The sequence below is a fragment of the Paenibacillus sp. S25 genome (assembly GCF_019454085.1).
GTDB classification, from domain to species: Bacteria; Bacillota; Bacilli; order Paenibacillales; family Paenibacillaceae; genus Paenibacillus; species Paenibacillus polymyxa_B.
The window spans coordinates 2,854,598-2,867,147 of sequence record NZ_CP073683.1 but is presented as its reverse complement, the minus strand read 5'-3'; the positions used below and the strand labels follow the sequence as shown (position 1 = coordinate 2,867,147).

Genomic DNA, 12,550 nt, shown 5'->3' with positions numbered 1-12,550 from the left:
ACGTATCTCTCCTCGCGAAATAGATATGGGTAAAAAGTAACTCCTCATAAATGACCGCCCTTGTCAAGGAACTGGTCATGCGAACCTTTTCTCCGGCATTTAATTGCCAATGGCAGTCGGTAAAAGCGACCACTCCTGATATACCAATGAGATATGGGTGCCTTCGAAGAGCTGAATTTGAATCGAAACAAGCACATCTCTCTTTTTCATCGCTCACACTTTCGTAGTGCAAGCTTTTTAGTTGGGCGGACATAGTGAAACAACTCTGACTCTGGATGTATGAACATGTGCATGGAATGAGAACATTTTTGAATTATGCTGAGAGTACATCTTGATGGTGGGTTGTAGAATGGTTGCCGCAGTGTTAACAACGTAGTGTATCGTGATGTGTGCTGTCTGAATCTTGGCTGGGGGGTATCGATGCTGTGAGATGCATGAGCTACTGCAGCGTGGTTAGGAGCGTAATTCTAGGCTGAAAGGTGCGAAAAAATACTCACGACTGCGCTTATAACTTCCTGATTTTGTACATGGATGAAAAAATAATGGGCATCGGACGAGCCAACGGGATTCCCAGGCTGTTAAGGATACGTTTCGCATACCTTAAAAATAATAGAGTTGTTTTTTGGGAATACGGAAAATGTGAGACGGATTTACCAGATATGATGCTATGGACAGGGAATCTTGCAGTTTTACCTATACAACTGCCATGCTGTTTCGATTACAATCAGTGCTCCCATACAGTGTCTAACAAAGAAAACAGCTTTATGTACTTATGAAGCCATTTCGGGAAGCAGTGAGGGCATGTTGTCCTACTTGATGTCCATGGAGCTTCTGTTGAACAACTTTCATGTTCTGTTAGCCATTCAGGCAAAGCCCTCATGTCGGGCGAAACTAAATAACTGAATCTTCTCAGTCAGATGGATCACGATTTTTAAAACCAAGACATGACCGAGTCGACATATAAATTTCTCATATCCTCTTACTGTCCAAAATCTCACAATAAATCCTTATATCCCTTTTTTCCTCCCAATACTTTCTAGCTATTTTAAATATACAAACTTTAAAACCGATTAGCATGGGACATAAGTTCCAAATTTATTGATTTCATGAAATCAATAAATAACCCATATTATTCTATTATTTTTATATCTTCAAATGCAAGAATTTCACTTTTTTATTAAATTGAATACTGATCATGACCCGTTAACGTGATTCAAAACAAAATTTTTGATTTTATAAATTGATAAAATCAAAATGATATAGGCTTGCAAAAAAGTCCAAAACCCTTGTACCAAAACAAATTTTATGTTACATATCATTAACATAAATGTAACAAATCAATTCTGACATCATCCGACAAATTTCAACTTTTTCAGCAATATTCTTTAATTACCTATATAATGGAATTTATTTGTATCAAGCTGAAATGATTCAAAATTAATAACTCTTCACTTTTTAAATAGATAGTGACTTTTCATAGATCTTTTGAACTAATTCACATGCGGAATTTTCTTTAATTTTTCTCCTGAAATTTCAGTTCAGATTAAATTTTCTCTAATTTAAGCTATAAACTTTTATTTTTTAATTAATAGAAACGTTTTGATTTTCCTTTAAAAGTATAAATTTTTAGAAAATTCATAACTTTGGAACTATTTTTTTTCACAAAATTTAATGAACCGAAAACACAAAATAGCAAGTCTCTAAGTTGCATGAGACTTGCTATTTTTAAGTTTTGACGACTTGACCCTTAAGAATGAAGTGAATACTGCCACAGCGAACGTATCGGAAACATTTGTTGTGTGATGTATACTGTGTACGAATCGAATCGTTTTTGTTGCCGAGCGCATCACAACCGAGTGAGCTTCTGCCCTGTGACCAAACAGGAAACGAACCCTTTGAAACCACTCACCAGATATCCAGTCAAACCCTCGTACATAACGTCTTTTAGATGACAAGGGATTGCCGCAGCTGTTCACATTAACCGATTCAAAACGGTGTGCGTCATGTAGAAAAATTCTTGGTAATTGGATGGCTGCGTTTATGAATTTTCTAATTTATTGCTAGCAAAACTTTGGATTAGAAGAATCGTAAATTATGATCTGAAGATTGTTGAGAATTAATGATTATATTTTCAACATAATCACCAGCTAGTTTAAGCTGAAAGTCAACAAAGTGCTCAACGCATTCACCTTATGCTCATGCCGTTCTTCTTTAGTCCATTGCTCTATATTCTCTAGGCGCTCTCCTGGTTATTTCCTTGAAGTTACGATGAAAGGTTCTTAAATTGTTATAACCACACTTGATTGCAACTTCACCAATCGCCTGCTGGGAATTTTTCAGCAAATAGCATGCCTGTGAAATCCGATAATGATTTAAGTAGTCCGTGAAGGTCATGTTCATTTGTTGGACAAACAACTTTGATAGATAAGGATAGTCATACTGCAGATGTTTTGCAATGTCTTTTAATGTGCAATCAGTAGAATAATTTTCCTCTACATAAAGCAGCATCTTATAGAGCACCTTTGTCTGAGGTGATTGCTTAACTAGGGTAAAAGATTTCTGATTTATCAGATCAGCACAAACAGCATATAAAAAGCTTTTTTGGCTATAGATTGAATTCAGCTTACTAAAATCAATAGCTCTCTCCAAATGCAGTGCACTGTCATTTGGAATTAAGCCTTTTAAATTCATAAAAAAGTCGCCGATCAATTCTGGCGAAAAAAGGATGATTGTAATATCAGAGTAATCGATGGTCTTAAATTCATGCATTTGATTTGTAAAGATAAAGACCAGATCATTTTCCTTCAAAAGATACTCTTTTTGATCAATGGATACATATAGCTGTCCATCATTAACATAGATCATTTCATATGCGCGGTGAAAATGAAGGGGAAAGCTATAATTCTTCAATGGAAAAAAATGAAAGAATTCTTCGCCCTCCATTCCATGTTTTTCAAATAAGACCATACAACTCTCCTTTGCCAGAACACTAATATTGTCTTAAAGTGTACTATACTTTGGATAGAATTAACAAATATTATTTCCTATAATAAAATAAATTGAATTTAAAGGAGGATATAAGACTATGGAGTATCACGTAGCAAAAACTGGTTCAGATCACGGCCAGGGGAGTCAGGAAGATCCATTTCTGACAATCAATAAAGCAGCTTCTGCTGCTGTGGCAGGAGACACGGTTATTGTCCATGAAGGGGTATATCGTGAATGGGTAAAACCAAAATTTAAAGGATTAAGCACCAAGAGAAGAATTACTTATCAAGCTGCAAAAGGTGAAAAAGTAATCATTAAAGGCTCAGAGCATATTCAAAGTTGGCAGCATGCAGAAGGGAATATTTGGAAGGTTGTATTGCCGAATGAGTTTTTTGGTAACTATAACCCATATGCTCTTGAAGTCTCCGGAGATTGGCTCGTAACAATTGAGGAAACCAAGCATTTAGGAGACGTTTATTTAAACGGTATGTCTTTTTATGAAGTTAGCCGCTTTGAACAACTGATCGATCCGAAGGTTACAACAGAAGTATTGGACCACTGGACAAGAAAAATGGTTCCTGTTCATAATCAGGAACAGACAAAATATGTCTGGTTTGCAGAAGTGAATGCTGATAATACAACCATATATGCGAATTTCCAAGGCGCTGATCCGAACAGAGAATTTGTTGAGGTTAACGTTCGCAGATCTTGTTTCTATCCCCAAGAGACAGGGATTGATTATATTACAGTAAGAGGCTTTGAAATGGCGCAGGCCGCAACACCATGGGCACCTCCGACAGCGGATCAGCCTGGACTGCTTGGCGCCAATTGGAGCAAGGGTTGGATTATTGAAAACAATATCATTCACGATGCAAAATGCAGTGCCATCAGTATTGGTAAAGAAGCCTCCACCGGGCATAATTATCGCTCCGTTCGGAAAGACAAACCCGGATACCAGTACCAGCTTGAATCTGTCTTTTCTGCTGAACGTAATGGCTGGTGCAAGGAAAAAATCGGCTCCCATATTATCCGTAATAATACGATTTATGATTGCGGTCAAAATGGAATTGTGGGTCACTTAGGCGGTGTCTTTAGTGAAATTCATCACAACCATATATATAAAATTGCTCTGAAACGTGAATTCTACGGTCACGAAATTGCAGGAATCAAGCTCCATGCAGCCATAGATGTCCAGATTCACCATAACCGTATCCATGACTGCTCTTTAGGATTATGGTCAGATTGGCAGACACAGGGAACAAGGATTAGTAAAAATTTATTTTATAGCAATAATCGCGATTTGTTTGTTGAAGTAAGCCATGGGCCATATATCGTTGATCACAATATAATGGCTTCTGAATATTCTCTGGACAATGTGTCACAGGGTGGAGCTTACATAAACAACCTAATCTGCGGTAAGATGAATCATTGGAAAGAAATGACACGATCTACACAGTATCACCTCCCCCACAGCACCAAAATCGCAGGTTTTTCTTTCATTTACGGCGGTGATGACCGTTTTTATAATAATATTTTCATTGGAGCTGATGGATTAGAAGGTGTCGGAACGTCCCATTATAAAAACCACACGGCTTCTTTAGAAGAGTATATTGAAAACGTACACAAAAATCCCGGAGACGCTGAAATATTTAACTTGGTGGAACAACCTGTTTATATTAATAACAATGCGTATTTGGCCGGAGCAGAACCGTTTGAAAGAGAAAAAGATAAGATAGTTGACAAAAGCTTTCATCCAAACTTCAGAATAGTTGATAAGGGAGAAGAAGTTTATCTTTCCTGTGAATTACCGGAAAATTTCGATCTTTTTCTCGGTGAAGTACATTCAACAGCAACATTAGCACGGGTACGTATCGTTGACGCTGAATTTGAGCGCCCCGATGGTAGTGAAGTGATCCTGGATACTGATTTGTTGGATATGCAGAGAGTAGAAAAGTCTCCAATAGGGCCGATTACACTTTTGAAAAAAGGTAAAAATTATATTAAAGTTTGGTAATCCCTTATAGAAAAAGCCTTACACCTCTATAAATTATGGTGTAAGGCCTCTTTCACTGATATCGCTTGAATATTTTTTCAAATATAAGATTTTTGAATTTAATTTTATTAATGATCTGGCACATTTAGGCTTGCATCACGTTCTAGAGAACATCAACAACGATGTGTCACTACCCTTGAAATCTTAATCTTCTGAACTAATCGTTCAAAATTACGATCTTACCATTCGCATCATTACTCTCCATTAAAAGATGAGCTTCCCGGATTTCTTCTAGATTGAAAACTTTAGCAATCGGCGGAACAATTCCATGTTCTTTAATATGATTGAACAGGTCGATTAGTACGTTTTCTTTGATAACTTCACTTGTAAATGCCGTAAAATAAACACCTGTCGGTATATCAATTAACGGTTCAAAGGAATCAAGTGTCCATTCATTTCCCAGTATCCCTGACATGCATAAGGTCCCTTGCTCTGAAACCAGTTGCAATGATTCCTTTATTGTGACGGTGCCGACCAACTCCAGGACCTTGTCTACGCCATTTGGAGCGATTTTATAAACTTCTTTTGTAAAATACTCATCATCGAGTAAAGCAAAGTCTGCTCCAGCCTGCTGAAGATATGCCAGCTTTCCGCTGTTCCGAGTGGTTGATATGACTGTGGCGCCTGTACTTTTTGCTAGCTGAAGGGCAGCCAGACCAACAGAACTCGTCCCACCGCGAATGAGAAGCACTTCGTCAGCAGTTAATTGGAGACATTCGAATAAGGACGCATACGCCGTATAATACATTTCTGGAATTGCAGCGAGCTCAGTCCATTTCATTTCAATTGGAATGGAATAAACCTGTTTTGAAGGAATCAAAACATATTCAGCATAACTTCCATCAAATTCTCGGCCTAATCCTCCCATTAATGAAGCAACACGCTCCCCTTTTTGAAATGTGCTGTCAGATGGATCTTCGATCTGCCCTATGCATTCAATACCAATAATCCGTGGGAATTTGACGGATGGGGAATGTCCCTGTCTTGTAAACATTTCAGAGCGGTTTATTCCAAAAGCTTTGATCTTAACAAGTACCCAACCTGGTTTAACTTTGGGGATTGGAACTTCTTTTATCTTTAGTTCTTCAGGTTTACAGGCCCCTTCCAGTACAACAGCCTTCATAAAAGTGATCTCCCCGATCCAATGTAGATTCGTTTTTCAAACTGAATGAATACTGCATTCGTTCCAATAGCGAGACACGCTGACAATACACTTCCCCACAGAATCTTATCTATATTCATGGTTCGTAAGCCATCATTTAATATCGAGCCTAACCCGCCTGCATTTATAAATGCTGCTATAGTCGCCATTCCAACCGTAGATACGGATGCTAGCCTTAATCCTGTAAAAAGAGCTTTGATGGCCAAAGGCACACGAACATGAAGCAATACCTGAATACGGCTCATACCAAGCCCCGTGGCTGCCTCAATAATAGACTGTTCAACATGATTCAAACCTGCAATAAACTGACGTAGTAGGATATATTGGTTATATGCTATGAGCACGGTGATCGCTGTCGTTTTACCCAAACCTGTCACGGGGATCATGATTGCGAAAAGGGCCAAGCTGGGAATTGAATAAAGAATCGAAAAAATATAAATGAGTAACCTGGATATCGTTTCTGAAGTCAGGGCTAAAATTGTTAAGAGTACTGTGACGACAATGGAGATCAGCATGATCACAATTAGCATCTCCACATGCTCCAGTAATGCAGTTCCTAACTTATCCGGATGCTTAATGGCATATTCGATCACTTTAACCCCTCCCAGAAACGTTCTTGCTCTCTTGAAGATTGAATAAGCGATGCGACAAATTCATCTGCGGGATGAGCAACAATTTCTCTTGGCGTATCAAACTGACAGGCTTTACCTTGATTCATGATTATTACCCTGGTTCCCAGCTTAAATGCTTCATTGATATCATGCGTTACGAATAGGAAGGTTTTCTTAACTCCCCCATGAATCCGCAGAAGTTCATCCTGCAAATTTAGACGAGTCATGGCGTCTATGGCTCCAAAAGGTTCATCCAATAACATTGTATTAGGATTTGTTGCTAAGGCCCTGGCTAGTCCAATTCTCTGTTGCTGACCTCCCGATAGTTGAGAAGGGTAACGATTTAGGTAGTTTACTGGATCTAACCCAACCAAAAGTAACAATTTGTGCACCATTTCATCCACCTTCATTTTTTCCCATTTCAAAAGCCGGGGCACAGTAGCAATATTTTGTCCAATGGTCATATGAGGAAACAAACCCACTTGCTGAATAACATAGCCAATCCTTCTCCGTAGCGCTACAGGATCAATTTCAGCAATGTCATCACCAAATAGTTTTATCTTCCCTTGGGTAGGTTCAATTAAACGATTTACCATTTTCAATAGTGTGGTTTTTCCTGATCCGGACGAACCCAGTATGGTTATAAATTCGCCTTCCCTAATAGACAGATTGACATGATCAACAGCTAAGTCATTGGAGTTTGCGTATGTTTTGCACACATTTTGGAATTCAATTGCAATAAGACTCATGTTATCCCCCACACTCATTTAATTGAGTCATAAAATTCTTTTGCCACATCTTCATATTCTTTTTTATCCACGTCCACTTTTGCATTCAAGGCGGTTACCGTTTCCGTATCCAGCGCCGCACTCACCTTATTAATAACCTCAGCTATCTCTGGATTTGTATCCAGCACATTATCACGAACAACAGGAACCAAGTTATACGGAGGCCATACTTGTTTGTCATCTTTCAACAGTGTGAACTGATCTTTATTAACTAGTTGCCCTTCTGTTGTGTAAGCTGGGGCAACATCCGCTTCATTGTTTTTAAGCACTTCATATTTCAAGCTGTTATCATATACTTTAGATGACTTCCAATTGAACTTACCATACACTTTCTCTAGAGCTGGAATTCCGTCTGCACGTTGGTCAACTTCTCCTTGTGAGGCGAATCGAAGCTTACTTACATGTTTTTGTAGATCAGTAATTGTAGTAATTCCTAGATTTTTAGAAACTTCCGAACGAATAACAAGTCCTGCTCCATCATTTGCTTTAGAGTAATCTAGCCAAGTGATTTTAAATTGCTTTTTATATTCTTCCTTAACTTTCTTATAAACCGCGTCAGGATCAGTGAGCATATCTACTTTCAATATGGATAATAAACCGGTACCTGTATATTCTGGATACATATCGATATCGTTGTTAACAATAGATGAATGGATAACGGAGCCCGCAATATTGGGTACTCGCTCTACCTTATATCCCGCACCCTCTAAAGCCAAAGCGTAAAGTTCACCCACAATCAAATTCTCAGTGAAATCTTTCGTACCGATCCGTATCATTGCTGCTTTATCTTCAGCATTTTCTGTTTTATCACCACATGCACTTAAAATGAGCGACAATACAAGAAAAATTGAAATTGAAAAATACAGTTTTCTCTTGTTTCTAGACATATCTTTTACCTACCTTTTCAAAAATCTATATTTAAACAAAATACGCTCGGACATATCAAGCATTACCCCGACTGTAATTGCTAAAATTCCCACCGAAAACCCACCAATCAAAAGTAAATCCACTCGATTAAGTCCTAAACCAGTAAAGATGATTTCCCCTAATCCACCCGCTCCTATTTTGGCAGCCAGGGTAGCACTCGCAATGACCTCAATGGCAGCTATTTTAATCCCTGTCAGAATCATTGGCGCAGCTAGTGGGAATTTGACTCGCCACATTACCTGTTGTTCTGACATACCCACTCCATGAGCAGCTTCAAGTAAAAAAGAGGGAACAGACTCTAAACCGGCTATCATATTCATTAATATAGGAGGAATTCCCAACAGTACCAGGGCAATTAAAGCTGGTTTTGTTCCCGTCCCCATAATAGGGATTAAAAGGAGTAGAACAGCTAAACTAGGCATAATTCTTAGAACTTGGAGCAAGGATACGATCCATTTCTCTGTTCGTTTGTACTTACAGGTTACGTAACCCAACACAATTCCAATGGAGGCAGAGCAGAGTAAAGCTAGTAAACTTATTATTATATGCTCTTTCCCAGTAGCTAAAAAAACATGCATGTTATTTGAAAAGTAGGCTGTTAATTGCATCCATAAGCTGTCATTCAAGGTTTCTCCACCTTTCGTTCAATTTGCTTTTTTCTCGACCGCTTTATAATATAAGCAATATAATCGTTTTGAAAGTAGGCACCTTTTTATTAGATAGGAACCAAAAAGTAACTATTGGAGGATTAGACCGAATGATTACAAAAAAAGAGTTGCCTCTTTGTCCGGTGGCGACAACGGTTGGACTTATAGGAAACAAATGGAAGTTGCTAATAATGAGAGATCTTTTGAAAGGAACCAAACGTTTTGGTGAACTTCGTAAAAGTATTCCAGAAATCAGTCAAAAAGTACTAACAGAAAATTTGCGGTCTATGGAAGAGGATGGTATCGTTATTCGAACCGTGTATGCCGAAGTACCACCTAAAGTCGAATACAGCTTGAGTGATTTAGGGAATACTTTAAGACCCATCATTAATGTTATGGAAACGTGGGGTTTGGAATATCATAAGCTCAATGAGGAAATTCCTCGTAACATGAAGGATTCTTAAAAACTGAGCCCGATTAAGTGTTTTGAGGACGAGAATGACAAGCCTTTGAATATTTTAAAAACAACGGAGGACTAAGGTTAGCATTAGTCCTCTTGGGTATTGTTCGTGCAACTGATGGTCACTCCAACTATTTTGTGTAAAGTTTCAATAGCTAACCTGCAACAACGGAGATGATCAACTTTTAGAATATAAATTGGACCAGGAACATATAGAGCAGTGTACCGCCAGCGATGGATATCAGCATGTTTCTTCTCCAGAGATGCAGCATAATAATGACGACAATGGAAATCAATTCGGCCACACCATGAGACCCAGAGAAAAAAGTGACATCCTTAACACTGTAAATGACCAGCAGTCCTAAAGCTGCCGAGGGAAGTACTTTGCCGAGATACTGTACATATTTAGGTGTGGGACGTCCCGAAGGGAACAAAATAAATGGAATAAATCGGGTCATTATCGTTCCCAAGACGACCATCCCTATCGTTGTGATGTTCTCAAACAAAGTCATGGACATCGTGTTTCTCACCTGTCTTTCTATCTAGTGATTTTCTCATGAAGGAGAGCACGATAAGAAGACCTATCATAGATGGAACGATGAAATTTTCGCTATTAAAAATAAGCAGGCAAAGGATCGAAATTCCCAAACCCAACAATGCACTATGATGTGTGCTCTCTTTCATCCATTGTTCAACAAAGATCACAACAAAGAGCGCCGTCATCACAAACTCAAGCCCCTCCATATTAATACGCACCAGAGATCCGAAAAATCCACCAATGGCAGCGCCAAATACCCAGTAGCTATGATTAAGCAGAGTTACGAAAAACATATACCATCCCTTGTCCACTTCTTTGGGAATGTTTGCCGTGTAATTAATTGAAAACGATTCATCACATAGTCCAAAAATTAAATAGAACTTTTTCAATCCGGTGCCTCTGTATTTTTCAAGCATGGATATGCCATAAAATAAATGCCGGGCGTTCACCATTAAGGTCATTAGCAAGGCACCTAGTGGATTGAACGGACCGAGCAGTAAATGCACTGCAACAAATTCCATGGATCCGGCAAAAATAAATAGGGCCATAAGGATCGCATACCCCGCACCAAAGCCAGATATATTCATAAGAATGCCGTAGGCAATCCCTAGAAACAAGAATCCAGCCAGTATGGGAAGTGTGGAAGGGAAAGCTGATTTGAAGGCCAATTGAAGCTTACTTCTGTGTATCATCGTTGCTACATCTCCTTGACAAGATTACATTTCTTCGTTAGTTTAGCAATGTAAATCCATACAATCAATGATACAATTGTATGCATTACAATATTGTGAGGTGTGCTATGCCATTTAATTCGTTTGAACATTATCCGATGTCGTGGAAACCTGACAGGGATAGATTGCAACGACCGCTTTATCGCTCTCTCGCCCTATTGCTGGAACATGACATCAGACATGGCTTTTTGGCTCCGGGTACAAAACTTCCCCCTCAGCGGGAGCTGGCCGATTTTTTGGATGTGAACTTCACAACGATTACACGCGCATACAAGCTTTGCGAGCTTAAAGGATTAATTCATGGTGTGACCGGAAACGGCACCTTTGTTTCAGCCAACGCGGCTCGGTCGGTCACCATTTCAAAAGATCCATCCTCAAACGTACATATTGACCTTGGTTTTGTTGCCTCATTTGAGCAAACCAATGATCTGGTTACTGAGGCCTTAAAGCACGTGGTAGAGAAAAGTTATCTGGAACAGCTATTGAATTACAATGATCCTGCAGGTATCCCGCATCATAAACTGGCTGCTCTCAATTGGATGAAGGCTTTTGGCATCCAGGCCGATACTGAACATATGGCGATCGTTTCAGGAGCCCAAAATGCATTAGCTATTACACTCTTAGCACTGTTTGAACCCGGGGACCGAATTGCGGTTGACCAGTATACGTATGCCAATTTTATTGAAGTCTCCAAAATGTTTCGTATCAAACTAGTTCCCATTTCAGGGGATGAGTATGGTATGTTACCTGAAGCTCTGGAAGACCAATGTTCTCAATCGAATTTACATGGTGTGTTTTTAATGCCTTCCTGCGCTAATCCCACGACCATTGTAATTCCGGAAAAGCGAAAAAAAGAATTAGCTCAGGTCATTCAAAAACATCATTTGATCCTGATTGAGGACGACATTCATGCCTTTTTGTCAGCGGACATTATAGATCATTATGGTCAGCCGATGTATCAACTGCTCCCTGAACAAACGGTTTATATTTGTAGCACCGCCAAATCCATCTGCTCAGGTCTTCGAGTGGCCTATATCGTATTTAACGAAGCATTCAAAGACACAATGATGAAGGCCATATACAACGTCAACGTCAAAACATCCTCTTTGGACGCAGAGATCGTAACTGAGCTGATTCTGTCAGGAAAAGCAAATATGATTGTTACGAAGAAAAAACAATTGGCCGAGACAGCCAATCAGTTATTTGCTGAATTCTTCCCAAATACTCTCCACGGGGGACATCCACTGAGTTTTTATCGATGGCTACCTTTACCAAAAGTTATGCACGAAGCTTATTCTGAAGGTTTTTTTCTGGAAAAAGGGGTTCGTGTATTTCATTCCAATCGATTTCTGAGCGGTGGGAATGCAGAAGAAAATTATCTAAGAGTAGCGCTTTCATCCACTAGTTCTTTAGAGGAATTAAGAAGAGGATTAGAGATTTTAAGAGAGAGCCTCGAATGAATTGATGTCTTGATGCGTATAGCTACATTCAAAGGCTCAGGCATTATTTTATTTATATTTCATAACAAAGTACGAATGTTCACAGCACAAACAGTGTATATCTTTTATTCGTCTAAAATGGAAAGCTTCCTATGTAGCTTCCATTTTAGACGAACATTTGTCCTACTTAGCTACATATCCATCGA

Annotated in this window: 11 protein-coding genes; 3 read left to right on the top strand and 8 right to left on the bottom strand. The window is 39.0% G+C overall.

Annotated elements, in window-relative coordinates:
* Positions 1-2,211: 2,211 nt before the first annotated feature.
* Positions 2,212-2,967: a helix-turn-helix transcriptional regulator gene (locus KAI37_RS12450; protein ID WP_076294754.1), complete on the bottom strand. Its 756-nt coding sequence runs from the start codon at positions 2,965-2,967 to the stop codon at positions 2,212-2,214.
* Positions 2,968-3,085: 118 nt separating this feature from the next.
* Between KAI37_RS12450 and KAI37_RS12445 the strand changes: the two genes are divergently transcribed.
* Positions 3,086-5,002, top strand: a complete 1,917-nt coding sequence (locus KAI37_RS12445) for a right-handed parallel beta-helix repeat-containing protein (protein WP_220031388.1) — start codon at positions 3,086-3,088, stop codon at positions 5,000-5,002.
* A 196-nt stretch (positions 5,003-5,198) separates the two neighbouring features.
* On the opposite strand, the gene KAI37_RS12440 is transcribed toward KAI37_RS12445, so the two are convergent.
* The 5 genes from KAI37_RS12440 to KAI37_RS12420 are packed head-to-tail and all read right to left on the bottom strand — an operon-like array spanning position 5,199 to position 9,155.
* Positions 5,199-6,164 carry a zinc-binding alcohol dehydrogenase family protein gene (locus tag KAI37_RS12440; RefSeq protein WP_220031387.1) on the bottom strand — a complete coding sequence of 322 codons (966 nt, stop codon included), beginning with the start codon at positions 6,162-6,164 and terminating at the stop codon, positions 5,199-5,201.
* Positions 6,161-6,796, bottom strand: coding sequence for an ABC transporter permease (locus tag KAI37_RS12435; protein WP_076294751.1), 636 nt, complete (start codon positions 6,794-6,796; stop codon positions 6,161-6,163). The genes KAI37_RS12440 and KAI37_RS12435 overlap by 4 nt, the downstream gene beginning before the upstream one ends.
* Positions 6,793-7,563 (bottom strand): ABC transporter ATP-binding protein, encoded by a 771-nt coding sequence (locus KAI37_RS12430; protein ID WP_220031386.1) that lies wholly within the window; start codon positions 7,561-7,563, stop codon positions 6,793-6,795. Before KAI37_RS12430 ends, KAI37_RS12435 begins: the two co-directional genes overlap by 4 nt.
* Positions 7,564-7,577: 14 nt before the next feature.
* A complete protein-coding gene (locus tag KAI37_RS12425; protein ID WP_220031385.1) occupies positions 7,578-8,489 on the bottom strand; it encodes a glycine betaine ABC transporter substrate-binding protein in 912 nt (303 codons plus the stop codon).
* Positions 8,490-8,498: 9 nt separating this feature from the next.
* Positions 8,499-9,155 (bottom strand): ABC transporter permease, encoded by a 657-nt coding sequence (locus tag KAI37_RS12420; protein ID WP_220031384.1) that lies wholly within the window; start codon positions 9,153-9,155, stop codon positions 8,499-8,501.
* 131 nt (positions 9,156-9,286) lie between these two features.
* On the opposite strand from KAI37_RS12420, the gene KAI37_RS12415 reads away from it, so the two are divergent.
* Complete coding sequence (locus KAI37_RS12415) at positions 9,287-9,640, top strand: winged helix-turn-helix transcriptional regulator (RefSeq protein ID WP_025723014.1); 354 nt, start codon at positions 9,287-9,289, stop codon at positions 9,638-9,640.
* Between the two features lie 181 nt (positions 9,641-9,821).
* Here the strand turns inward: KAI37_RS12415 and KAI37_RS12410 are convergent, their stop codons facing one another.
* Together KAI37_RS12410 and azlC are read right to left on the bottom strand one after the other, a co-directional pair.
* On the bottom strand, positions 9,822-10,154 hold the full coding sequence (locus tag KAI37_RS12410) for a branched-chain amino acid transporter permease (RefSeq protein WP_023988622.1): 333 nt from the start codon (positions 10,152-10,154) through the stop codon (positions 9,822-9,824).
* Positions 10,135-10,866: an azaleucine resistance protein AzlC gene (gene azlC / locus KAI37_RS12405; protein ID WP_220031383.1), complete on the bottom strand. Its 732-nt coding sequence runs from the start codon at positions 10,864-10,866 to the stop codon at positions 10,135-10,137. The genes KAI37_RS12410 and azlC overlap by 20 nt, the downstream gene beginning before the upstream one ends.
* A 107-nt stretch (positions 10,867-10,973) precedes the next feature.
* On the opposite strand from azlC, the gene KAI37_RS12400 reads away from it, so the two are divergent.
* Positions 10,974-12,365 (top strand): aminotransferase-like domain-containing protein, encoded by a 1,392-nt coding sequence (locus KAI37_RS12400; RefSeq protein ID WP_220031382.1) that lies wholly within the window; start codon positions 10,974-10,976, stop codon positions 12,363-12,365.
* Positions 12,366-12,550: the final 185 nt, after the last annotated feature.